This window comes from Micromonospora arborensis (genome assembly GCF_003205615.1).
In the GTDB taxonomy this organism is placed as follows: Bacteria; Actinomycetota; Actinomycetes; order Mycobacteriales; family Micromonosporaceae; genus Micromonospora; species Micromonospora arborensis.
In genome coordinates, this window is record NZ_PYBV01000001.1 from 54,920 (window position 1) to 78,927 (window position 24,008).

The following is a 24,008-nucleotide window of genomic DNA, read 5'->3' on the forward strand; positions in this document are numbered from 1 at the left end:
GACGGGATGGGCCGGCTCCCGCCGCGCAGGGGGCGCGGGCTGTCAGAGGTGGTCGGCGCGGGATTGCAGCAGGTCGTGCACGTTCTCGATGTCCGCTGGTGAGGTCCGCGAGGCGAGCCAGTACATGACGCCGGTGGGTATGAAGAAGAGCTGGAACGCGGCCAGCCCGACCGCGAAGTTCAGCGGCGGAGGAAATGCCGCTCGCAACCCCTGGAACGCCACCCCGACCAACCCGTTGCCGGCCGCCCGACCGATCCCGTTGACCAGGTTGCCCAGGCTGTAGACCGTCCCCCGGTGCTCCGGTGGGTTCACGTCGGCGATCAGCGCGAACCAGTTCGGCGAGTTGGCCGAGGTCAGCGCGAGCGCGACGACCGCGGTGAGCAGGCTCAGCCCCACCGACGGCTCGGTGAACACACTGGCCAGTACCGCGCCGACCACCGCGCCGCCGCTGGCGCCGTCCGGCACGTCGATGGTCACCGGAACGAAGAACAGCACCAGGTAGAACGGCAGCGCGGCGAGGATGCCGACCGCGGCGACCAACGCCCGACCCCGAGGGGTACGCCGTTGCACCGCGTCGCCGATCAGCCCACCCACGATGGAGAGCACCCCGCCGAGCTGGAACAACGTGGCGAAGACGCTGCCCACCACCACCGCGGTCGACGTCGAGTAGCCCTGGGCCTCGGCCCGTTCGGCGAAGAGCACCGGCAGCCACACCAGCGAGCCGAACGCGGCCTGCGCGGTCAGACCCTGCAGGATCAGCCACCGGTTGGTCCGGCGGGCGAGGATGCGCGGCAGGTCGGCGCGGCTGATCCGATAGTCGTACTCGGCGCCGGCGTCCAACCTGTCGGCCAGCTCCGGCTCGCTCTGGCCCCGCCGGATGTCGTACGTGAACAGGTAGGCCAGGGCGGCGACCAGGCCGACGCCGGTCAGGGTCAGGAACGGCCGCCGCCAGTCGGTTGCCCCGAGCAGCCCGCCGACGAGCGTGCCCGCCAGGGTGCCAACCCCCTGGGAGAGGCCCCAGAAGCTCATCACCAGCCCTCGCCGGGTCGGTGAGATCAGGTCGGTGACCACCGAGAAGCCCACCGAGCCGACCGCGCCGAGACCGACCGCCGCGACCAACTGTGCGGCCAGGAACGTCAGGTAACCGCCCGCGAGTGCACTGCCGCCGGTGCCCGCCGCCCAGACCAGCGTGCCCACCATGAGCAGCGGCTTGCGGTTGGTCCGGTCACCGACGTACGCCCAGCCGACTGCGGCGACCGCGCTGACCAGGAAGCTGATCGCGGTGACCAGACCGAGCAGCCGCCCCGACACGTCGAACGCGTCGGAGATCGGGCCGTACAGCGGCGGGACCAGCCCGATCGCCACATTGTCCAGCGAGGCGAGCAGCACGAACACCACGACGCTGTACAACCGGTGCCCCGGGCCACCGCCCCGGCCGTGCCCGCCACTGGTCACCGTCATGACGGGCAGCCAACCAGACTCCGTCGCGGAGGTCGTCACGCGGGTGGGTGCCGGTCGGCTTCCGCCGGCACCCACCCGCGTCGATCCCGAGCCTCAGCGTCGGTCGAGGACCAACCCGCGGGCCGCGGCGTACTGGTCGCGCACGGCGGGGACGGGCTCCGCCGCGTACTCCTCGGTGCCCTCGACCGCCCAGGTGGGCGGCGTGGGACCGCCCAGGGCGACCCAGGCGGCCTGCCGGGCGGCGCCGTCGGCGACGTACTCCCCGGCCGGCGGCACGACGACCGGGCAGCCGAAGACCTGCGGCGCGATCCGACGCACCGCGGCCGACCGGGCTCCGCCGCCGACCAGGATGACCCGGCGGACGGTGGCACCCTGCGCGGTCAGTGCGTCCAGGCCGTCGGCGAGCGCGCAGAGCATGCCCTCCACGGCGGCCCGCGCCAGGTGCGCGGGGGTCGACGTGCGCAGGGTCAGCCCGTGCACCGCGCCGGTGGCGAGCGGCCGGTTCGGCGTCCGCTCACCCTCCAGGTACGGCACCATGACCAGCCCGTCCGCTCCGGCTGGCGCGGAGAGGGCCAGCTCGGCCAGCTCGTCCAGGCTGACGCCGAGCATCGCGGCGGCGGCGTCCAGCACACGGGCCGCGTTGAGCGTGCAGACCAGCGGCAGGAAGCGACCGGACGCGTCGGCGAAGCCCGCCACGGCTCCGCTCTCGTCGGCGGCCGGTACGTCGGCGACGCTGAACACGGTGCCGGAGGTGCCGATCGAGACGACCACGTCGCCCGGGCCGGCACCGACGCCGAGCGCGGCGGCGGCGTTGTCCCCGGTGCCCGCGCCGAGCAGCGCGCCGCCCGACCCACCCAGCTCGTCGGCCAGCTTTCCCGCCGAATCACCCGGACCGAGCACCTCGGGCACCACCAACTGCCGGCCGAAGCCCCGCTCCAGCAGGTCCAGTCGGTAGTCGCCGGTGGCTGGCGACCAGTAACCGGTGCCACTGGCGTCACCACGGTCGGTGCGCAGCGCGTCCAAGCCCGGTGCGCCGGCCAGCCGCCACGTCAACCAGTCGTGCGGCAGACAGACGGCGGCCACCCGGGCTGCCAGCTCCGGCTCGTGGGTGGCCAGCCACCGCAGTTTGGTGATGGTGAAGCTGGCCACCGGGACACTGCCGGCGGCCTCGGCCCAGAACCGACGCCCGGCCGCGCCGCCGCCGGCCTCCTCGACGAGATCGGCGGCGGCGTCGGCGGATCGGGTGTCGTTCCACAGCAGTGCCGGGCGGACCACCCGGCCGTCCTCGTCGAGACACACCATGCCGTGCTGCTGGCCGGCGACGGAGATCGCCGCCACGTCGGCCAACCCGCCGGCCTGGTCGACGGCGCTACGCAGCGCCTGCCACCAGGCTTCCGGGTCGACCTCGGTGCCGTCCGGGTGTGGTGCCCGGCCCTGCCGGAGCAGGGCACCGGTCTCCGCGTCCCGGATGACCACCTTGCAGGACTGGGTGGACGAGTCAACGCCTGCGACCAACGGCATGGCGCGGCCTCAGCGGGCGCCGAGCAGGTGCTCGACGGCGAGCTGGTTGAGCCGGACGAAGGCGAAGCCCCGCTCGGCCACCGCGTCCACGTCCACATCCTCGAACGCGGACCGGTCGGCCAGGAACTCCTCGTAGCCCTCGCCCTCGTTGAGCGTCGGCGTGTTCAGGTCGCCGACCTTGCTGGCGGCGAGCGCCTCGACCACCTCGGGGTCGGCGCGGAACGCCGCCGCCCGCTCCTTGAGCAGCAGGTACGTGCTCATGTTGGCCGCCGCGGAAGCCCAGACGCCGTCCATGTCCTCGGTGCGGGAGGGCTTGTAGTCGAAGTGCCGGGGGCCGTCGTAGGCCGGGCCGCCGTTCGGGCCGCCGTTCTCCAGGAGGTCCACCAGGGCGAACGCGTTCATCAGGTCACCGTGACCGAAGACCAGGTCCTGGTCGTACTTGATGCCGCGCTGGCCGTTGAGGTCCAGGTGGAACAGCTTGCCCTGCCAGAGCGCCTGGGCGATGCCGTGGGCGTAGTTGAGCCCGGCCATCTGCTCGTGGCCGACCTCCGGGTTGAGACCGACCAGCTCCGGGTGGGCCAGCTGGGAGATGAAACCGAGCGCGTGCCCGATGGTCGGCAGCAGGATGTCGCCGCGCGGCTCGTTGGGCTTGGGCTCCAGGGCGAACCGCAGGCCGTAGCCCTTGTCGATGGAGTACTGGGTGAGCAGGTCCACCGCCTCGCGGTAGCGGTCCAGGGCGGCGCGGACGTCCTTGGCGAGGTCGTACTCGGAGCCCTCGCGGCCGCCCCACATCACGAAGGTGCTCGCGCCCAGCTCGGCGGCCAGGTCGACCTGACGCAGCACCTTGCGCAGCGCGTACCGACGGACGTCGCGGTCGTTGCTGGTGAAGCCGCCGTCCTTGAAGATCGGGTGGGTGAAGAGGTTGGTGGTGACCATCGGCACCACCAGGCCGGTCTCGTCGAGGGCCTTGCGGAACCGGGCGATGTGCTGGTCGCGGGTGGCCGCGTCGGCCCCGAACGGGATCAGGTCGTCGTCGTGGAAGGTGATGCCGTACGCGCCCAGCTCGGCGAGTCGGTGCACCGCCTCGACCGCGTCGAGCTCGGGGCGGGTCGCGTCACCGAACGGGTCGCGGGCCTGCCAGCCGACGGTCCAGAGCCCGAAGGAGAACTTGTCGGCGGGAGTGGGACGGGGTGCCATGAGCGACCTCCGGGGTGGTGTTGTCGGCTATTTGTTCAGCCATTGAATTATTTGCCCGCCGTATGGCACTGTCAAGGGGTGAGCCTCACCCACGCCCCGGCCGGCGCTGTCCGTCAGGGCAGTCTGCGCGAGCTCAACCTCGCCCTGGTGCTCGGCCGGATCGCCGCAGCCCACCGGCCCCCGTCCCGGGCCGACCTCGCGACCGCCACCGGCCTGACCAGAGCCACCGTCTCCGCGGTGGTCGAGGACCTGCTCGCCGGCCGGTTGGTCAGCGAGTCCGACCCGGCACCCCGCTCCGGCGCCGGCCGTCCCGCACGTGGGCTGGTCCTCGCCGACCAGGGGCCGGCCGGGCTCGGCCTGGAGGTCAACGTCGACTACCTGACGGTCTGCGTGGTGGACCTCACCGGCCAGGTCCGGCATCGCACCGTGCACCGGGCCGACCTGCGCCCGGTGGCCCCCGCCGATGCTCTGGCCAAGCTGGTCGAGATGGCCGGCGCGGCCCGCGACGACGCTGCCGGGCAGGGCCTCACCCTGGTCGGGGCCGCGCTCGCGGTGCCCGGCCTGGTGGACGACACCGGGGTGGTCCGGCTCGCACCGAACCTCGGCTGGCGCGACGTGCCGGTGCCCGCGCTGCTCGCCGAGCATCCTCCGCTCATCGAGCAGGTGCCCGGCATCCCGGCACTGGTGGTGGACAACGAGGCCAACTTCGCCGCACTCGGCGAGCTGCACTCCCGGCCACCCGGCCCGTCCAGCTTCCTGCACATATCCGGAGAGGTGGGCATCGGCGCCGGCATCGTGCTGGACGGGGCACTGTTCCGCGGCGTCCGCGGTTGGAGCGGCGAGATCGGGCACCTGCCGGTCCACCCCGAAGGCCGTCCGTGTCGCTGCGGCGGGCAGGGCTGCCTCGAGCAGTACGCCGGCCAGGAGGCGATCGTGGCCGCCGCCGGGCTGGCCCAGGCGGAACTCCCCGCGGACACCGCGACGGCGCGGCTCGCCGAGCTGGCCGAGGCCGGCGACGCGGACGCGCTGCGGGCGCTGCACGACGCCGGGACGGCACTCGGTGTCGCGGTCGCCAGCGTCGTCAACCTGCTCGACCTGGACACTGTGGTGCTCGGTGGTGGTTACGCGGCGCTGGCGCCCTGGCTGTGCCCGCCGCTGCTCGCCGAGATCGCCGGCCGGGTGCTCACCGCGGCGTGGTCGCCGGTCACGGTCCGGCCATCGACGCTCGGCGCGGAGGCCGCCGCGGTGGGTGCCGCCGGCTCGGTGGCCCGCCGAATCGTGGCCCAGCCCGCCGGCTGGCTGGCCCGCTCGGCCTGATCGACGCGCCGCGCTCGCGTCGGCGGCCGGGCAGCCGCCGGCGGCGCTGATCGACCGAGTGCTTCAGGCGGTCGACGGCTGGCTGGACGGGCAGGCCCACGACGACATCGCGGTGCTGGCCGTGCGTGCGTCGGCGCCGGGGTGATCGACGGGCTCGGCGCGTACCCCCTGGTTGCCGGCGGGGTTGGCCGCGGCCACGACCGGGCCGGTGTGTCGGTCCGAATGGTTGATCAGGCGGTACGTGCCACCGGCGGGTCGCCAGCCGGCCGGTCCCGACTGGCGCCGATCGACAGTTCCGAGCCACCCGACGGGCCCGCCCACACCGTGCGGGCCTGCCGGTCCGGATCGACCGACCAGTCCCTCGACCGCATCGTGGGGCGGTCCCGGTCGTCCGGCCAGGCCTCCTGCCCCGTGGACTCGCCCGCCGCCGAAGCGCTCCGCGCCTGCTGCCGGTGAGCGCTCTCGTCGAATTCCCGCATTCCGCTCAGCAGCGCGTCGCGGCCCCCTGGGCTCATCCCGGCCAGCACGGCGGCGAGCTGCGACTGACGGTCGGCCCGCAGCTCGGCGAGGAGTCGGCGGGCCTCCGGGGTGAGGTGCAGTGAGATCTCCCGCCGGTCGAATCGGCCCGGCTCGCGCTCCAGCATCCCGGCGGCGACCAACCGGTCGCAGAGGCGACTGGCGGAGCTGAGCAGCATGTCGAGCCGGGTGGCGAGCCGCCGCAGGTTGATCCCGTCGTGCTGCTCCACCACCATCACCGCCCGTAACTGGGCACCGGAGACGCGGTTGGCGGTCCCCTCCCGGGCGGATTCCCAGATGCCCAACAGGGCAGCGGCCGCCTCGTCCAACGCGGCAGCCATACTCTTCTCGGGGTCCCTCGGACCGTTCACTTCGGTCATGGTGGCCCGAGACTACTCCGAGCCCACTGGTCGTCGAGCTTTCAGCAAGGGGGGACGATGAGCGAACCGGTCAATCAGGCACGACGTGCGCTGAACGAGACACCAGCCGACCGGCTCGTCGGTGGTGTCGGGGATGTGCTCGTCCGGTCGTACGGGATCACTGACGTCGAGCTGTACCAGGTCGACTACCGGCTTGCCGAACTCCTGCCGCTCACCGAGGGTGATCCGATCACGAGCCCCGGTCACCCCGCCTGGCGTGCCTTCGACCACCAGTCGCCGATACTCACCGACGGCACCGCCTGGTTCCCGGTCACCATGCGTGGCGAGCGTCGGGGTGTGTTGTGCCTGTCGCCCGTGCCGGACGACCGGGAGGTCCTCGCCGCGCTGGCCGACATCTCCACCGCGCTCGCCCACGAGTTGGCGGCGGTCTCCGCCGGCACGGACGTCTACCGGGCGGCGCGGCGCGCCCAGCGCCTCACCCTGGCCGCCGAGATGCAGTGGGACCTGCTCCCCGGCCGCAGCCGGATCCGACCCTCGTTCAGTCTGGCCGGCCAGTTGGAGCCGGCGTACGCGGTGCGCGGCGGCAGCTTCGACTGGTCCGACGACGGGCAGCGGCTCTGGTTGTCCACGATCAACGGCACCGGTGAGGGGGTCGCCGCCTCCCTGCTCACCTCGTTGGCCACCCACGCGCTGCGTAACGCGCGCCGGGCCGGGCTGGGCCTGGCCGACCAGACCGCCCTCGCCGACCAGGCCCTCTACGACCTGTACCGGGGCGAGCGGCACCTCTCCGCGTTGCTGATGGAACTGGACCTGCGTTCCGGGATGATGACCGTGGTCGACGCCGGCTCACCCCGACTGGTCCTGCTGCGCGACGGCGAGGTCTCCGAGCAGCCCCTGGAGGCGCAGTTCCCGCTCGGCATGTTCGAGGCGACCGACTACCACGAGCAGAAGTTCCCGCTGGAGCGCGGCGATCGGATCTTCGTCGTCAGCGACGGGGTGCTGGACGCCACCGGGCAGAACGTGCGCTACGGCGAGACGGCACTGGACCGGTTCCTGCGGCGCACCGGCCCGATGGAGCCACTGGACGCCGTCCGGTCCCTGATCGGTGACCTCCGTGCGTTCGTGGCCGGTGACCTGGTCAACGACGCGGTGGTCGTCTGCCTGGACTGGACCGGCCCGCAACCGTGACCGGCGCTGGTCAGTACGCTCCGCGCCCGTTCAGGACCGCACCGAAGGTCTTCCACAGGATGGTGAGGTCGGCGGCGAGGGACCAGTTCTCCACGTAGTAGAGATCGAGCCGGATGCCGTCCTCCCAGCTCAGGTCGGAGCGGCCGCTGACCTGCCACAGGCCGGTCATGCCGGGCTTCACCAGCAGCCGCCGGGCCACGTCACCGTCGTAGCGGGCCACCTCCGAGGGCAGCGGCGGGCGGGGCCCGACCATGCTCATCTGCCCCAACAGCACGTTTGCCAACTGCGGCAACTCGTCCAGCGACCACTTGCGCAGCAGCCGGCCGACGCGAGTGACCCGGGGGTCCCGGCGCATCTTGAACATCAGGCCGTCGGTCTCGTTGCGCGCGGTCAACTCGGCGAGCAGCGCGTCGGCGTTCACCACCATCGTGCGGAACTTGAACACGCCGAACTCGTGCCCGCCCCGTCCGACGCGGACCTGTCGGAACAGCACCGGGCCCCGGCTGTCCAGTTTGATGGCCAGGGCGATCAACGCGATCAGCGGCAGCAGCAACGCCAGCGCCAGTGACGAGGCGGACCGGTCGACGAGGCCCTTCACCAGCTTGCGCGCACCGCGGAACTCCGGTGCCTCGACGTGGATCAGCGGCAGGCCGGCAACCGGGCGGGTGTGGATCCGTGGACCGGCGACGTCGGTCAGCGCGGGTGCCACGACCAGGTCGACGCCGGTTCCCTCCAACTGCCAGCCGAGACGGCGCAGCCGGGCCGCGGTCAGCTCGCCGGAGGCGGTCACGGCGACCGTGTCCGCGCCGATCGCGGTGGCCGCCTCCGGGATACCTCGGAACGACCCCACCACCGGTACGTCGCCCAGTCGCTGCGCCACCGGTGCGAGCAGCGCGTCCGGGATGCACGCGCCAACCACCTGGTAGCCGGCGTACGGCTCGCGGCGCAGCGTGTGCACCAGCTCCAGGACGTGTGCGGTGTCGCCGACCACCAGCACCCGGCGGGACCAGCCGGCACCCACCCGGCGGGCCCGGTGCAGGCGCTTGCGGACGACGAACCGCGCCACCTCGAGCCCGACGGTGCCCACCGCGAAGGAGATGCCCAGGAAGACCCGGGACACGCCAAGATCGGCGATGTAGCCGATGATGGCGGTCGCACCCGCGAGTCGCAGGCTGGCGGAGCTGACCCGCCGATACTCGTCCGCCCCGTAGCCGACCACCCGGTCGTCGTAGCAGCCGAGCGCCTTGAGCGAGATCAGCCAGGCCAGCACCAACCCGGGGGCAACCAGCACGTACGGGATCTCCGAGCCGCCCGCATCGCCGTCACCGAAACGGGTGACGTAGCCGATGAGCAACGCGATGATGAGAACTGTGGTGTCCAGCACCACCAGGACCCGCACGTAGGACCGTTCGTCGGAGCGCGCCACCAGCCCGACACGATGGCCGTTCGGCTCAACGGACGTGGCGGGGGTCAACAGTGTCGCCGCGGTCACCGGCCCTCCCACTCTGTACAGGATGGCCCCGGCCGACGGGTCGGACCGGAGGCGGACCGACAATGCCGGAACAGTCGACATCCTGCCCCGATAACCATGACGGCCGATTGCTTCGGACGTATTGCCGTCACTTTTTTCTCAGCGTGGGAGCCAAAAAAGGAGCCCGCCCTACCGTCGATCCGGCAGGGCGGGCCCCTTCTTCGGTGAGCGTTGACTCAGCGCGGCGCCGGCGGACGTCGCGCGATGGCGCTGAGGAAGATGCTGCCGATCTCGCTCGGGTCCTTGGTGACGAAGACATCGCCACCGGTCACCTTCGTGATCGACTCCAGCTCGGCCTTGCTGACACCCTCGCCGATGCCGATCATGATGACCTGCACCGGTCGCTCCGGGTCGGCGATCTGCTTGAGCTTGGCGAGCAACTGCTGCTGGCTGAGGCCGTTGTCGTCCTCGTTCTCGCCATCGGTGAACAGCACGATGGAGTTGACCCGGCCAGGTTGCCAGTTCTCCTGGACCGCCTGGTACGCGGCCAACGTGGTGTCGTAGAGGCCGGTGTCACCGCTGGACGGCGTGACGGTGGCGAGCGCCGCCTCCAACTGGGCTCGCTGGCCGGAGAGCGGCCCGATGGGCACCAACTCTTTGTAGTCGCGGGCGCCGACCAGTTTCGTGGAGAAGGTCCACAGGCCGATCGACCAGGAGTCGTCGAAGAGGCCGAGACCCCGGCGGGCCGCGTCCACGGTGACCTCCTCCCGGCTGCGGTTGCCGGCGCTGGGCACCTTCTCCTTCATCGAGCCGGAGACGTCGACGACAGCCAGCATCCGACCGGACTGGGTGGCGATCGACCAGCTGGAGACGACCCGCTGGATGGCGGCCGGGTCGAGGCCCCCTGCGGCGGTGCCGCCATTCGCCGACGCGGTCGGCGCCCCGCCCGACGGACTCGGGGCACCCTGCGGCGCCTTGAAGCCATCGCCCCAGTTGCCGTCCGGCGCGCGTAGCGACTGCGCCGCGAGCCGATTGCGGAAGCTCGGGCTGGTGAGCAGCTCGAACAGCACCCGGGCCGCCGACGCCTTGCTCGGCTCGATGCCGGGCAGCACCGCGAACGGGTAGTCCAACGGCATCGGCGCCGGCTCCATGTAGAGAGCGGCAAGCGGGACCGGCGGCTCCTTGCTGTTGTAGGCGATCACGTCTTCTTCGGACAGCGCCGCCGCGCCGAGACCGCTGGCGATGGACGTCGCGTCCTTGGCGGTCGGGAAGCGGGCCAGCAGATCGTTGCGGAGCGACGAGCGCCCGGTGGCCAGTGCCCGAAGAGCGCCGACGGTGCTGCGCTGGGCGTCGGCGCCGGCAGCGCTGGCCGCCGCGGTCAGCGAGAGCAGACCGGACAGGCCAGCGGCGTCACGGGTCGGCTCGACGATCCCGGTGCGCAGGGGCGCGCTGGTGTTGTTGACCTGCTTGAGCAGGTCCGTCCAGTTGAACTTCTTGTCCGGCCAGCCCAGTCGGGCGGCGATCGGCTCGGGCATCGCGACGACGATGGGGCTGCGTGCGATGGACGCGCCGTTGGTCGGAGCGAACGCGGTGGCGTCCTTCTTCAACCGGAGCAGCCAGGTCGAGGAGTCGGGTACCCAGACGTCCGGGCTGACGGCGGTGCCGCTGGCCTGCCCCACGCCGGCCAGTACCGCGCCGTGCTTGGCCGCCACCACGGCAGCCACGTCGACCGGGTCGGACGCGGACACGTCAACCCGGATGCAGGTGGGGCCTACCGCAGCGCCGTCCTTGACCCACTGGGACGCCGCCGCGTCGACTGCGGGCGCGAGCTCCGAGGCGACCGCGACAGCGAGGCGAATCTCCCCCGAGCAGCTGGGCTGGATCAACTCCCGATAGCCGAACCACACGCCGGTCGTGACGACAAGCACCGCCGCTGTCCCGGCGGCGGCTGCTAGATGGAGTTTCGAACGCATTCGATGGCGGCCTGCTGACACGGGGACCATCTTGCGTACTAGGTGCGGTCTATGCCACATCCGTTCGGACTAAAGTTACGGAGGAGAAACAGTTGGCCACTTTTTGGCGACGCAGAGTGATACAGCGGCCCCGTGGCGTTGTCGAATCAGTGCCGCCCTCGCGTCTCGACGCCGCGGTCTACGGCAGCACACACGTCGGGCTCGGCACCGGCACCGGCTCACCGATCGCCTCGGGGACACCGGTGTCCGCGTCGCGCCGGAAGACCCGCACCATGTCCGCCCGCTCATCGGCGACATAGATGTGCTCCCCGACCAACGCGAAGTGCCGGGGCCACTCACCACCGGTGTCCACTTCGGCCACCAGCTGGGGCAGCTCCCCGACCAGGGTGAAGACCGCCAGGGTCCCCACCCCCCGGTTGGCGACATAGAGGAACCGGCCGTCCGGGCCGACCGCGACCTCCGAAGGCTGGACATGACCGGTTCGCTCGCTCGCCTCGACCCGACCACGCTGGTGCAACGCGCCGTCGTCGGTCAGCTCGTACGCGGTGACCGAGGCGTCCAGCTCACCGACGAGGTAGCAGCGCCGTCCGTCCGGGTGCCGGGCCAGGTGCCGGGGACCGGTTCCGGGCGTCGTGCGGATCCGCGGCGCACGGGGCACCAGTCGCCCGGTCGCGTCGTCCAGGTCGTACCGGTAGACGGAGTCGGTGCCGAGGTCCACCGCGAAGAGCGGCCCGGAGCCCGCTCCCGGGTTGACCATGTGGGCGTGCGCGTGGTCCTGCCGCTGCGGGTCGGGGCCGTGCCCCTCGTGCACCACCAGGTCGGTGCGCTCCCCGGGCACCCCCTGCGGGTCGAGCGGGAAGACCGCGACACTGCCGCTGCCGTAGTTGGCGGCCACCAGGTGCCCGCCGTCGGGCAGCACCGCCAGGTGGCACGGCTCGGCGCCACCGGTGGACCGGCTGCCCAGCGGATCCAACTCGCCGTCCGGCCCGACCCGCCAGGCGCTGATCTCCCCGTCCGTCAGCTCGTTGACCGCGTAGAGCACCGGCCGGGTGGGGTGCCGCGCCAGGAAGGAGGGCGACGGCGTGGCCGCCACCGTGCCGAGTGGGGTCAGCGCCCCGGTCGTCGGGTCACGGCGGGCCGCGATGATGCCGCTGCCCCGCCCGCCACTCTGCGCGGTGTAACCCCCGATGTGGACGACCTCACCCTGACCACTCACGTCCTACTCCTCCGCCGGCATCCTCCGCTGATCCAACCAGAGGCTGCCCGCATTGCCCGCCCGTTAACCGGCTTTGCAGCCCGGATCTCAGGCTGCCGGCACCGGCTCCCCGCGCTGCCGGGCGACGTGCTCGACCAGAGAGATCAACACCATCTTTCCGGACTGCCGGTCCCGGGCGTCACACAGCACCATCGGCACGTCCGGGTCCAGGTCGAGCGCCCGGCGTACGGTCTCCAGGTTGAAACGGCGGGAGTCGTCGAAGCAGTTCACCCCCACCACGAAGGGAATGCCACGCTGCTCGAAATAGTCGATGGACGGGAAACAGTCGGCCAGTCGACGGGTGTCGGCGAGCACCACCGCGCCGAGCGCGCCGAAGGCCAACTCGTCCCAGAGGAACCAGAACCGATCCTGGCCCGGGGTGCCGAACAGGTAGACCTGCAGGTCGTCGTTGATGGTGATCCGACCGAAGTCCATCGCCACCGTGGTGGTCGACTTCCCCTCCACCCCGGAGATGTCGTCGGTGTCGATCCCAGCACCGGTCAACACCTCCTCGGTCTGCAGCGGACGGACCTCGCTCAGGGCACTCACCAGCGTCGTCTTGCCAGCTCCGAAGCCTCCCGCGATGAGGATTTTCAGTGCCAGCGGAATGGTGGTGCTGGTGCTGGTGCCCACCCGGTCATAGCGCACGGAGTCCACTGACCACCGCCTTGAGGATGTCGTCGTCGGGAAGAATGCCGGCGGCCGGCGGCTCGTGCACCGCGATCAGGCCCTCAGCCAGGAGATCACCGAGCAGCACCCGGACCACACCGACCGCGAGGTCAAGCTCGGCTGCCAAGTCGGCCACCGACACCGGCCGGAGGGCCAACGCGACAAGCCGTCGATGCTCCGGAAGCAGGTGCGGATGACTCGCGTCGACGTCCGATTCGGCAAGCACGAACGCGACCAGGTTGAACCCGTCGACGGCGGAGCGTACCCGGCCTCCGGTGAGGGTGTACGGGCGCATTACCGGGCCGGCGTCACCGTCCAGCCACTCGTGCTGCGGCCCGGGGGGCTCAGCCCGCATCACCGGTTCCCACCGACGATCGGGCCGGCGCGGCCAGGCTCTCCCCCACCCGGATGACCAGCATCGCCATCTCGTACGCGACCAACCCGATGTCCGCGTCCGCGTCGCTCACCACCGCCAGGCAGGCACCCTGACCGGCGGCGGTGACGAAGAGGTACGCCGACTCCATCTCCACCACGGTCTGCCGGACCGGGCCGCCGTCCACGTGCCGGCTGGCGCCCCGCGCCAGGCTGGAGAAGCCGGCGGCGAGCGCACAGAGGTGCTCTGCGTCGGAGCGCTCCAACTCGGCCGAACAGCCGAGCAGCAGGCCGTCAGCGGACAGCACCACCGCCTCCCGGGCGGCCGGCACCCGTTGCACCAGCTCGTCGAGCAACCAGTCGAGGCCGGCGCTCTGCTTCGTCGAATGCCGCACTAGGCGTCCTCTCAGTTGCGGTCGGTGGTTTCGGGGTTCGTCGCCGGCTTGGAAGGGGCCGCCGGGACTGCCGGGTCGGTTCGCCCCGCCGGTGCGGCTGGTTTCGCCGCCGCCGGGGGCGTGCTGACGGTGGCGCGTCCGCGAGCCGTGCCGGCCTGCAGGGCGGCCATCACCCGACGCACCTCCTCGGGGGATCGGGGCGTCGGGGTGTCGGTGCTGATCGACCGGCGCTGCGCTGCCGGGGTGTGCCGTCGCACCCGGCGGGGCAGGCCCTCCAGCTCGTCGGCCGGCTCCTCGGGGGACGCCGTGTCGCCGAGCCCGATGACTGGCGACGTGTCCGAGGTCGCGGCGCCGTTGAACGGTGCGGGCGGTGCCGCGCTGGCGGGCGGGACCGTGGGCGGACGCGGGCGGGGCCGGGACACGGCGCCCCGGCGAGCCGTGTGGGCCAGCCGCCGGCCCGGGTTGGCCGACGCGGCAGCCAGCGTGGCAGGGTCGGGCCCGGCCGGCGGCTCGGCGGTGACCAGGTCGCTGGGGACCAGCACCACGGCGGTCACCCCACCCTCCCCGGAGGGGCGCAACCGCACCCGCACGTTGTGCCGGGCCGCCAGCCGGGCCACCACGAACAGGCCGAGTCGGGCGCTCTGCGCCGGGTCGAACTCGGGCGAGCTGGCCAGCCGGGCGTTGGCGTTCTCCAGCGCCGCGGCGGACATGCCCAGCCCCTGGTCGGTGATCTCCAGCGCGTACCCGTTGGCCACCTGTTCCCCGGTGACGGTGACCCGGCTGTCCGGCGGGGAGAAGGCGGTGGCGTTCTCGACCAGCTCGGCGAGCAGGTGGATGACGTCGCCGACTGCCCGGCCCAGCACGCCGGCCGGCTGCGCGGCGGTGATGTCCACCCGGTCGTACGCCTCGACTTCAGAGATCGCGCCGCGGATCAGGTCGACCATCGCGACCGGGTTGCGCCAACCGCGGCCGGGCGCGGAGCCGGCGAGGATGACCAGGTCCTCGGCGTGCCGGCGGAGTCGGGTTGCCAGGTGGTCGACCTGGAAGAGCTCGGCCAACTCGTCCGGGTCCTCGGCGCGGCGCTCCATCCGGTCCAGCAGGTGCAGTTGACGGTGCACCAGGCTCTGGCTCCGTCGGGCGATGTTGAGGAAGACCTCGTTGAGCCCACGACGCAGGGTGACCTCGTCCACCGCGGCCTGGACAGCGGTGCGCTGCACCTCGGTGAAGGCACGCCCGACCTCGCCGATCTCGTCGTGGCCGTATTCCAAGGGTGGCGCCTCCCGGGCGACGTCGACCTGCTCGCCACGCCGCAGCCGGGTCACCACGTCCGGCAGACGGTGCTCGGCCAGCTCCAGCGCGGCGCTGCGGACGCCGCTGAGCCGCCGGACCAGGGTGCGGCCGACCCGCAGCGCCACCAGCACCGAGACCACCACGGCGACGAGCCCGAGCACACCGGCGGCGGCGAGCCGTGCCAGGATGCGGACCGCCATCGGCACCGAGCGGTCGGTGAGTCCGTCGGCCTCGGCCAACTCGAAGTCGCGCAACTGCTGCTGCACCGCGTCATGGCTGGCCTGCCAGGCCGCCGCGTCGACCGGCGGCCGGCCGGACCGGTTGGCCGCGACCAGCGCGTCCTGCATCGTGCGCAGCCGGGTGAACGCTTCACCCTCGGTCAACCGTTGGTACGCGATCCGGCCGGCCGCCGGCAGGTCGGCCACGGCGCTCTCGGTGAGCCACCGCTGGTTGCCGATGGCCTGCACGAGCTGGGTGTGCTCGCCCTCGGCGAACCGCCCGGCGGTCAGCGCGCCGGCCAGCAGCGCGTCGCTCTGGCCGAGCAGCTCCCGGGAGCGACCCAACGCGGTGAGCGCCAGTGCCTGCCGGTTGAGGTCGGGGTCGGTCAGGGTCGCCATGCCGGCGAACGCCTGGAAGGCCGCGGAGACCATGCCGCTGTAGAGGCCGATCGCGCCGGCCCGGTCCACCTTGCGGTCGTCGATGAAGTCCCGCCCCGCCGGCAGTGCCGCCAGGGCGGTGACCAGCTGGTCGACGCGGGTCTCCAGCAGGTCGTCCGCTGCGTCGCGCAGGGCCTCCCCGTCGACCCGGCGGCGCAGCTCGGCGATCGCCCGATCGGTGCGCTCGCGCTGCTCGGCGAGAGCGGGCAGTTCGGTGGTGCCCGCGAGCTGCACCACCGAGAGCCGGCGTTCCCGTTGCAACTCGGTGACCACGGCCTCGCCGGGACGGCCCAGGTCGTACAGCAGGGTGCGGGCGGAGAGCAGGTCCAGGGCGGGACCGAAGGTCAACGTGGTCGCGAAGATCCACAGCGCCAGGAGCGCGGTCACCGGCGCGACGACCAACGCGGTCAGCTTCGAACGGATCGGCCAGTCGCGGGTTTTCATCAGACCTCGCCCGTACAGGGGTGGCAGGGGGTGCCGGCACCGCCGGGCAACGCGCCGGCCGGCTGCGCGCCCGGCCGGACGCCGGGCACCGGCGCGGGCGCCTTGGGCAGGATACGTAATCGAGGGCCGTTGCACTACCGCCTGTCGCGCCAACATCGACGCTGCGAGACAAGCCGGAGGGGCAACGGCGAGCGCCCCGCTGACGGGAAGCGCAGCACCCCTCGGGCGCACTTTCTGGACTGAGTCAAGTTAGGCGACTGGCGAGGAAAGTGTCCCGGATCGGGATTGGCGATCAGTGCGCGGAGGGAATACCAGGTGACGAAGGAGGAGCCATGTCGCCCACGCAGGTAATCGTCATCGTGCTCGTGCTCGTGCTCGTCGCGGTGCTGGCCGTGGCCGCCCGGTTGCTCAGCCGCCGTCGGGCGCTGCGCAGCCGATTCGGGCCGGAGTACGACCGGGTGGTGGCGGAGCAGGACAGCCGGTCCGCCGCGGAGCGCGAACTGCGCGACCGGGAACGCCGGCACGCCGAGCTCACGCTCACCCCACTCAGCCCGGAGTCCCGGGCCCGTTACAGCGCCGCCTGGGAGGAACTCCAGGTCCGCTTCATCGACTCGCCCGGCGAGACGGTGGGCGACGCCGACGCTCTGGTCACCCGGCTCATCGAGGAGCAGGGCTACCCGACCGGGGACTTCTCCGACCAGATCGCCCACCTCTCCGTCGAACACGCCCGCACGCTGACCAACTACCGCGACGCGCACGACATCCACCTGCGCAACTCCCAGGGCGAGGCCAGCACCGAGGAGCTGCGGCAGGCGGTCGTGCACTACCGGGCACTCTTCGCCGATCTGCTCGGCGAGGAGCCGACCGGCCGCCATACGCCCGAACAGCGCCACCGCCCGGACCACGACGCCACGAGCCGCTGAGGAGGCCACCGATGCGCCAGGAAGAGCAGCAGGTGAGCAACGACCATCCGGAGGCCGTCCGGTCCGCGCCCGTTCCGGTACCGCCAGCCGGCGACCGGACCAGCCACTCGGACGTTCCCGAGGACACCCTGGACGACCGGGACACCTTCGACGACCAGGCCGTCGCCGGAGAACAGACCACCGGCACCGAACGGGATGCCGCGTACGACCCGGCCGACGACGAGCCGGCCGGCGACTCCGACCCGCGCCATCGGCGCGACGACCGGTCCGCCGACGAGGGTGGCTTCAACGAGCCAGGGCCGCTGCCGACGACGTTCGGCGCCACCACGGTGGCCGACGCCGTGGCCGCCTCCGCGCTGGCCAGCCCACGCCCGCAGGATCAGCCGGACCCCCGGGCCGAGCGGACGGCCCAGCCGGGCGACGGTGCCGAGGACGGCGAGCGCGAGGGTCTGCGGGCCGACCCCACGGCCGAGTTGCATCGTCGGGATGCCGCCCCGGGGACCGACCCGGACGCGGTGGCCGCCGGCGCGGCCGGTTACGGCAGCGCGACACCGGAGATGGTCGACCCGGACGCGGACGGTGAGCCGGTCACCCCCGACGGCGACGACACGTCGCTGGGGGCCGCCGGAACGTCGCGTCCCACCGGGTCGACGGTCGCGGCCGAGCCGGCCACACTTCTGGACACCGACACCGCGCAGGGCTTCCGGGACCGCTGGCGGGACGTGCAGTTGCGCTTCGTCGATGATCCGCACGCCGCCGCGGGCGAGGCGCAGTCGCTGGTGGAGGAGGCGATCCAGGCGCTCGCCTCGGCGTTGGCCGCGCAGAAGAACACGCTGGGCGGTTGGCAGGACGCCGGCTCGGCGGACACCGAGCAACTGCGGGTGGCGGTACGCCGCTACCGGGACTTCCTGGACCGCGTGCTGGGTCGCTGAACGACGTAACCCCAGAACGCCCCGGCCGACTGGCCGGGGCGTTCCTGGTCTGGGAGATCGGTGGCAGCTGAGCGACACGGCCGCCGGGCGACGCGCTGTCGCGATCGACCGACCCCACTAAACCACCTCAATCCGACAGAAAACAGCCCAATCCGCGTTGAGGCGTGAAACCGTCCGCGCAGGGGTAGTAGGGCGCGCGCGCACCAAACCAGCACGGACGTCGGGACGAGGGGTGACGGAGATGGACGGCGGCGGTCTTCGGCTCAACATGAACGGCCTGGACTATCTGATTCTCGCGCTGTACTTCGTCACGGTCCTCGGGGTCGGCTTCGCCGCGCGCCGGGCGATCCGGACCAGCGTCGACTTCTTCCTCTCCGGCCGATCCCTGCCGGCCTGGGTGACCGGTCTCGCCTTCGTCTCGGCGAACCTGGGCGCGCTGGAGATCATCGGTATGGCCGCGAACGGCGCGCAGTACGGCGTCATGACGGTCCACTACTACTGGATCGGCGCGGTGCCGGCGATGGTCTTCCTGGGCATCGTGATGATGCCCTTCTACTACGGGTCAAAGGTCCGCAGCGTGCCGGAGTACCTGCGGCTCCGGTTCAACCGACCCACCCACCTGCTGAACGCGCTCAGCTTCGCCGTCGCCCAGGTGCTGATCGCCGGGGTGAACCTCTACGCGCTGGCCCTGGTGATGCAGGCGCTGCTCGGCTGGCCGCTCTGGACCGCGATCGTGGTCGGCGCGGCGATCGTGCTGGCGTACATCACCATCGGTGGCCTGTCCGGCGCGATCTACAACGAGGTGCTCCAGTTCTTCGTCATCCTGGCCGGCCTCATCCCGGTCACCGTGATCGGCCTGGTCAAGGTCGGCGGGGTGAACGGTCTGATGGACGCGGTACGCGACTCCAAGCTCGGCGAGGCCGGCCTGCACGCCTGGCAGGACACCGGCAGCACCGCCAACCCGCTCGGCGCACAGTGGCTGGGCATCGTCTTCGGCCTGGGTTTCGTCCTGTCGTTCGGCTACTGGACGACGAACTTCGCCGAGGTGCAGCGGGCGCTGTCCGCGAAGAACATGAGCGCCGCCCGGCGTACGCCGATCATCGCCGCGTACCCGAAGTTGTTCATCCCCCTGGTCACGGTGATCCCCGGCCTGGTGGCCCTGGTCACGGTGAAGGGCCTCGGCGCGGAGAGCGGCGACCTGCAGTACAACAACGCGATCCCGCTGCTCATGCGCGACCTGCTCCCCAACGGCGTGCTCGGGGTGGCCGTCACCGGACTGCTCGCCTCGTTCATGGCCGGCATGGCGGCCAACGTGAGCGGTTTCAACACCGTCTTCACCTACGACATCTGGCAGGCGTACATCCGCCGCGACCGGCCGGACGACTACTACGTGCGGGTCGGTCGGTGGGCCACGGTCGCCGCCGTGGTGGTCGGCATCGGTACGGCGTTCATCGCGGCCGGGTTCAGCAACATCATGAACTACATCCAGGCGCTCTTCTCCGTCTTCAACGCGCCGCTCTTCGCCACCTTCATCATCGGCATGTTCTGGAAGCGGATGAGCGCGCTGGCCGGCTTCTGGTCACTGCTGCTGGGCACCCTGGTGTCGCTCAGTCTCTACCTGCTCTACAAGGGCGGCGTCATCGACTTCAACTCCGACCTGGAGGAGAGCTTCTGGGGCGCCGGTCTCGCATTCGTCACGGCGGTAGTGGTCACCGCGACCATCACCCCGCTCACCGCACCCAAGCGCGACGAGGAGCTGCGCGGGCTGGTCTACGGCATGGGCGGCGTCGACCTGAAGGGCGACGTGCTCGCCGGGGACGCCGTCTGGTACCGCTCCCCCGTGCTGCTCGGCGTGATCGCGGTCGCGCTCGCCGCCCTCTTCTACATCCCGGTCTTCTAGGAAAGGGGTTCGGCAGATGAGCAACGACGACCAGCCGGCACAGGACCCGCTGATCGACGAGACGCAGGCGGAGCAGCGCCGCTCCGCCGCCGCCCGGTTGTTCGACATCCGTCGGGTGATCGGTGGCCTTTTCGTGGCGTACGGGATCATCGTGACGTTGATCGGCATCTTCGACAGCGCGGCCGAGATCGACAAGGCCCAGGGTGTCCGGATCAACCTGTGGGCCGGGCTGGTGATGCTCGTCTTCGGCCTGCTCATGCTGCTCTGGCAGTGGCGACGCCCGGCGGAACCGCCGTCCCCCAATGAGCAGCAACCCGGCACCTGACCGGTGACCCCTGCTGCATGAGCACGGCCCGAGGGGGTACGCGAGGGGCATCAGGCACCGTGTCGGACGCAGGAGGCAACACCATGACCGATCGCGATCGCCAACCGCCGCTGGAGGACAGCCCGGAGGTGGCCTCGGCGGTGGATGATGACATCACCGTGACGCAGCTACGGACCGGCGGTGGCCCCGACCAGGACACCCCGGCCTTCTCCGAGCCCCGCACCCGACCGGACGACCTCGCGCCGGACACCGACGACCTGATCGGCGACCCGTACGCCGCCGGCACCGGGGCGACCGGGACGGGCACCGGCGCGGGCGGGGACAACATCCGCACCGGAGCGGAGCAACCCTGGGAGCCGGAGGACCTGGTGATGGCCCGCGGGCAGGACCTCACCCCGGAGAATCTGGACAAGGCCCGCCGTGACCTGGCCGAGCAGGGCCGGGCGGCGATCGAGCGCACTGTGCCCTGACCGGGCCATGAGGGGGGTCCCCGGCCCGACCGTTGACGGTCGGGCCGGGGACCCGGGGGGAACCTGCCGCCGGCAGTGCCTCACCTACTGCCGGCGGCGGGTGGGTGCGGAGGCGATCCGGTCAGAGCGCCGGGTACGCGTTACGCATGAGCTCCTGGAACTGGGCGGAGAACCACGCACCGGAGATCGGCGCGTCCGGCAGCGCACCCGACGGGTTGTTGCCGTTGCGGGCGTTACCGCCGTACGTCGGGTCACACATCCGGTCGAAGCCCTTGCCCTCGTTGTTCGGGATCTCCTTGCTGGAGCCGTCCGACTCACCCGGAGGCTTCACCCAGACGTACGCGTCGATGCCCGTCGCCGGGTTCGCCCGCGGCCGCTCACCGAGACCGGCACCGGCCTGGTTGCACCAGTTGCCGGCGTGGGCCCGGCGGTCGATCCGACCACCGTTGACGTACGTGTCCACGCTGGTGGTCGCACCCGGGCCGGTGGGCCGGGCGGAGCCGCCCCAGCCGTTGCGGGACGTGTCGATCAGCATGCCGATGTTGGAGTTGAAGCCGACCGAGATCAGCTTGGTACGGAACGCCTGGGCGAAGGACAGCTCGTCGACGTAGAAGTTCCAGTCGATCCACTTGGACTGCCGCACCGTCTGGCCGTTCACGTTGTCGGTGACCTTGAAGTACGGCTCCGTGAGCGCCGAGTAGTTCGCGGTGTTCGTGATGAAGCCGTGCACGTTGTTGACCGTGCTGCCGGAGGCCACCGCGGCGGTCTTCAGGATGTCGGCGGTCGGGCCGAAGTTCGAGTCCCAGCCGAGCCAGCCGTGGTGGCCGGCGTCGATGTAGTTGTAGACGTTGCCGATCGCGCCCAGCTTGGCCAGGGCGTAGCCGACACCGTTGACGTACGCGCCGTTGGCCTTGACCGTGTCGCACATGACCGTGCCGCCCGGCTGACCCGAGGTGTTGGTCACGATGTTCGGCAGCGAGTCGATCTCGATGACGTTGATGATCCGCAGGTTCCGGTACTTCGAGTCGGCCTGGATCGCTGCGATCGGGTCGATGTACTCGGCCTTGTACTTGGGCAGCTCGTCCGGGCCCAGCTCACCGTTGGAGGAGAGCGCGGAGCAGTCCCGGCCGGGCAGGTTGTAGATCACGAACTGGATGTAGCCGGCGCCCTGGCGCAGCGCCTCGTCCAGGTGCTCCCGCACCCCGAACGCGCCGTTCGAGCTGCTGTTCGGAGTGCCGTTGATGGCGGCGATCCGGTCCAGCCAGACGGCGGTGGGGTTGTTGGACACCCGGCTTCCACCCGGCTCGGCGTTCGCCTTGGCCTTCCACTCCGGGTTCACGTAACCCGGCACCCCGGCGTACGGGTTGTCGACCTTCTGTCCCGGCGGCGTGGTGGTCGGGGGCACGGTGGTCGGAGGCACCGTGGTCGGAGGCACCGTGGTCGGAGGCACCGTGGTCGGGGGCACCGTGGTCGGCGGGTTGGTGGTGCCGCCGTTGCAGACCACGCCGTTGAGGGTGAACGAGGTCGGCTTCGGGTTGCTGCCGCTCCACGCACCGTTGAAGCCGATGCTCGTCGACGCGCCGGTGGCGAGGTTGCCGTTGTAGGACAGGCTGCGGGCGGTCACCTGGCTGCCGGACTGGGTGAACTCGGCCGACCAGCCCTGCTGCACCCGCTGGCTGGAGTTGGGGAAGGTCCAGCCCAACGTCCAACCGTTGACCGGGTCGCCGAGGTTCTTGATGGTGACGTTCGCGGTGAAACCGCCCTGCCAGTCGTTGCTCGAGTAGGCGACGTCGCACTGCGTCGCGGCCTGCGCCGCGGTAACCGGGATCGTCACCAACCCGCCGGCGACCAGGACGCCCGCGCCGGCGAGCGCTAGGCCCCGGCGTGGGCCGGAAAGCCTTCTCCACATATTCATGCCACTGATCTCCTTGGGCGAGACCGGGCTCGCGTACGGCCCGGCGAGACGGCCCGGTGGGCGTCCTGCACGGACGGCCTCCGGCGCCACGGGAATCTTTTGGGGGCGCCCGACCCGGACGGGCGGTGGTGGTGGCGGTGCACGACCGACGCAACGGCCGGTCGATCGGCGGCGGGATGTCGCCCCGGTGAAACCGGGTGCCCTCGACTGCCTGCCTGCGCGGTGTGGCTCTGCGAACCGCGTGCGCCGATTCTTGCATGGGAGCGCTTCCATGGCAATGGCTCGATGTGTTGCGGCAGGGGTCACCCGTGTCCCCGTTTCGGACGATACCCCCCGAGCACGTCGGAGCGCCCGCTACGGGGCCGCCGCCGGCGGTACCGGATGGCGAGGCCGGCAGGCGCGACCCGCGCAGAAGGCCGCGCGGCACCCGCAAGGGCCTCCGCCACCAGAGACGACGCTCGGCCCGCTGAAAGCCGCGTAGCACCCCTTCATCGCTTACCGGACCAAAGGTCAAAACACGAATCTTTCCCTTCATAAGTCATGAAACCGTCTAACGTCGGTCTTAGCTCGGTTGTCGCCGGGCTCAGGACAACAGGGATGGAGTGACGCAGGTCATGGCTAAGAAGATGCTCGGGAAGGTCGTTGCGGGCGCCGCGCTCGGCGGCGCGTCGCTCCTGGTGTTCGCACCGGGGATCGCATACGCCAACGGCCACGACGACGGCACGGACCGCGACGGCAAGGTCTACGCCAAGCCCCACGTGGTCAAGGCCGGCGACGAGGTCAAGCTCCTCGAGATCTGCCCGGATCGGCAGGAGCACGCGTACGTGTGGTCCAAGGTCACCGGCAAGGTCAAGCTCGATCCGGCCCACGAGGACCAGGGCGAGGACCGCGAGTGGGGCGAGGAGGAGGACTCCTACGACCACGACAAGGGCAAGGACGAGAACGGCAAGGACGAAGAGGGCAAGGACGAGCACGGCAAGGGCGAAGAAGGCAAGAGCGAAGAGGGCAAGGACGACAAGGGCAAGGACGAGCACGGCAAGGACGAAGAAGGCAAGAGCGAAGAGGGCAAGGACGACAAGGGCAAGGACGAGCACGGCAAGGACGAAGAAGGCAAGGACGAAGAGGGCAAGGACGACTCGCAGCCCTACGCCGAAGGCGGTCAGGGTGGCGGCGCCGCCGCCGACGTCTCCGAAGACGAGGGCAGCAAGGACTGGAAGGGCGAGGAGCACGCCCAGGACGCGGAGGACAACCGCGACAAGAAGGACTTGGAGTCCAAGGACGAAGGCAAGAAGGACTGGGAGTCCAAGGACGAGGACAAGAAGGACTGGGAGTCCAAGGACGAGGACAAGAAGGACTGGGAGTCCAAGGACGAGGACAAGAAGGACTGGGAGTCCAAGGACGAGGACAAGTACGGCTCCGACAAGGGCCGGGAGTCCGA

General features: G+C 71.3%; 20 protein-coding genes and 1 pseudogene. 8 read left to right on the forward strand and 13 right to left on the reverse strand.

Going from position 1 to position 24,008, the window contains the following annotated elements; translation table 11 throughout:
• Positions 1-42 precede the first annotated feature (42 nt).
• The 3 genes from C7C45_RS00305 to xylA form a co-directional block, all read right to left on the reverse strand.
• On the reverse strand, positions 43-1,461 hold the full coding sequence (locus C7C45_RS00305; protein WP_110561570.1) for an MFS transporter: 1,419 nt from the start codon (positions 1,459-1,461) through the stop codon (positions 43-45).
• Between the two features lie 93 nt (positions 1,462-1,554).
• Positions 1,555-2,982, reverse strand: a complete 1,428-nt coding sequence (gene xylB, locus C7C45_RS00310; protein ID WP_110561571.1) for a xylulokinase — start codon at positions 2,980-2,982, stop codon at positions 1,555-1,557.
• A 9-nt stretch (positions 2,983-2,991) separates the two neighbouring features.
• Complete coding sequence (xylA, locus tag C7C45_RS00315) at positions 2,992-4,179, reverse strand: xylose isomerase (RefSeq protein WP_110561572.1); 1,188 nt, start codon at positions 4,177-4,179, stop codon at positions 2,992-2,994.
• A gap of 78 nt (positions 4,180-4,257) precedes the next feature.
• On the opposite strand from xylA, the gene C7C45_RS00320 reads away from it, so the two are divergent.
• Complete coding sequence (locus C7C45_RS00320) at positions 4,258-5,496, forward strand: ROK family transcriptional regulator (RefSeq protein WP_208641019.1); 1,239 nt, start codon at positions 4,258-4,260, stop codon at positions 5,494-5,496.
• A 63-nt stretch (positions 5,497-5,559) separates the two neighbouring features.
• On the opposite strand, the gene C7C45_RS35640 is transcribed toward C7C45_RS00320, so the two are convergent.
• Positions 5,560-5,694, reverse strand: a complete 135-nt coding sequence (locus C7C45_RS35640) for a hypothetical protein (RefSeq protein WP_341866463.1) — start codon at positions 5,692-5,694, stop codon at positions 5,560-5,562.
• A gap of 32 nt (positions 5,695-5,726) precedes the next feature.
• Positions 5,727-6,383 (reverse strand): MarR family winged helix-turn-helix transcriptional regulator, encoded by a 657-nt coding sequence (locus C7C45_RS00330; protein ID WP_244200163.1) that lies wholly within the window; start codon positions 6,381-6,383, stop codon positions 5,727-5,729.
• 66 nt (positions 6,384-6,449) lie between these two features.
• Here C7C45_RS00330 and C7C45_RS00335 point away from each other — a divergent pair, with 66 nt between their 5' ends.
• Positions 6,450-7,580, forward strand: coding sequence for a PP2C family protein-serine/threonine phosphatase (locus C7C45_RS00335; protein WP_110561576.1), 1,131 nt, complete (start codon positions 6,450-6,452; stop codon positions 7,578-7,580).
• A 10-nt stretch (positions 7,581-7,590) separates the two neighbouring features.
• Here C7C45_RS00335 and C7C45_RS00340 read toward each other — a convergent pair whose 3' ends face one another.
• From C7C45_RS00340 to C7C45_RS00370, 7 genes are all read right to left on the reverse strand, one after another.
• Positions 7,591-9,072, reverse strand: a complete 1,482-nt coding sequence (locus C7C45_RS00340) for a sugar transferase (RefSeq protein ID WP_110561708.1) — start codon at positions 9,070-9,072, stop codon at positions 7,591-7,593.
• A 215-nt stretch (positions 9,073-9,287) separates the two neighbouring features.
• A complete protein-coding gene (locus C7C45_RS00345; protein WP_110561709.1) occupies positions 9,288-11,045 on the reverse strand; it encodes a substrate-binding domain-containing protein in 1,758 nt (585 codons plus the stop codon).
• 157 nt (positions 11,046-11,202) lie between these two features.
• The gene (locus C7C45_RS00350; protein WP_110561577.1) at positions 11,203-12,240 is read right to left on the reverse strand and encodes a lactonase family protein; all 1,038 of its coding nucleotides are present in this window, start codon (positions 12,238-12,240) and stop codon (positions 11,203-11,205) included.
• Positions 12,241-12,327: 87 nt separating this feature from the next.
• Complete coding sequence (locus C7C45_RS00355) at positions 12,328-12,936, reverse strand: GTP-binding protein (RefSeq protein ID WP_110561578.1); 609 nt, start codon at positions 12,934-12,936, stop codon at positions 12,328-12,330.
• Complete coding sequence (locus tag C7C45_RS00360) at positions 12,917-13,303, reverse strand: DUF742 domain-containing protein (RefSeq protein WP_110561579.1); 387 nt, start codon at positions 13,301-13,303, stop codon at positions 12,917-12,919. Before C7C45_RS00360 ends, C7C45_RS00355 begins: the two co-directional genes overlap by 20 nt.
• On the reverse strand, positions 13,293-13,715 hold the full coding sequence (locus C7C45_RS00365; RefSeq protein ID WP_110561580.1) for a roadblock/LC7 domain-containing protein: 423 nt from the start codon (positions 13,713-13,715) through the stop codon (positions 13,293-13,295). Before C7C45_RS00365 ends, C7C45_RS00360 begins: the two co-directional genes overlap by 11 nt.
• Positions 13,716-13,726: 11 nt before the next feature.
• A complete protein-coding gene (locus tag C7C45_RS00370) occupies positions 13,727-16,105 on the reverse strand; it encodes a sensor histidine kinase (RefSeq protein ID WP_110561581.1) in 2,379 nt (792 codons plus the stop codon).
• Between the two features lie 332 nt (positions 16,106-16,437).
• Here C7C45_RS00370 and C7C45_RS00375 point away from each other — a divergent pair, with 332 nt between their 5' ends.
• From C7C45_RS00375 to C7C45_RS00395, 5 genes are all read left to right on the forward strand, one after another.
• Positions 16,438-17,028: a hypothetical protein gene (locus C7C45_RS00375; protein ID WP_110561582.1), complete on the forward strand. Its 591-nt coding sequence runs from the start codon at positions 16,438-16,440 to the stop codon at positions 17,026-17,028.
• Between the two features lie 11 nt (positions 17,029-17,039).
• Complete coding sequence (locus C7C45_RS00380; protein WP_110561583.1) at positions 17,040-17,960, forward strand: hypothetical protein; 921 nt, start codon at positions 17,040-17,042, stop codon at positions 17,958-17,960.
• 241 nt (positions 17,961-18,201) lie between these two features.
• Positions 18,202-19,860, forward strand: coding sequence for a sodium:solute symporter family protein (locus tag C7C45_RS00385; protein ID WP_110561584.1), 1,659 nt, complete (start codon positions 18,202-18,204; stop codon positions 19,858-19,860).
• Between the two features lie 16 nt (positions 19,861-19,876).
• Positions 19,877-20,185, forward strand: coding sequence for a hypothetical protein (locus C7C45_RS00390; protein ID WP_110561585.1), 309 nt, complete (start codon positions 19,877-19,879; stop codon positions 20,183-20,185).
• An 83-nt stretch (positions 20,186-20,268) separates the two neighbouring features.
• Positions 20,269-20,655 carry a hypothetical protein gene (locus C7C45_RS00395; protein WP_110561586.1) on the forward strand — a complete coding sequence of 129 codons (387 nt, stop codon included), beginning with the start codon at positions 20,269-20,271 and terminating at the stop codon, positions 20,653-20,655.
• 121 nt (positions 20,656-20,776) lie between these two features.
• Here the strand turns inward: C7C45_RS00395 and C7C45_RS00400 are convergent, their stop codons facing one another.
• Complete coding sequence (locus C7C45_RS00400) at positions 20,777-22,570, reverse strand: glycoside hydrolase family 6 protein (RefSeq protein WP_110561710.1); 1,794 nt, start codon at positions 22,568-22,570, stop codon at positions 20,777-20,779.
• A 614-nt stretch (positions 22,571-23,184) separates the two neighbouring features.
• Here C7C45_RS00400 and C7C45_RS34670 point away from each other — a divergent pair.
• Positions 23,185-24,008 (forward strand): annotated as a pseudogene (locus C7C45_RS34670) (hypothetical protein); the annotation flags it as partial.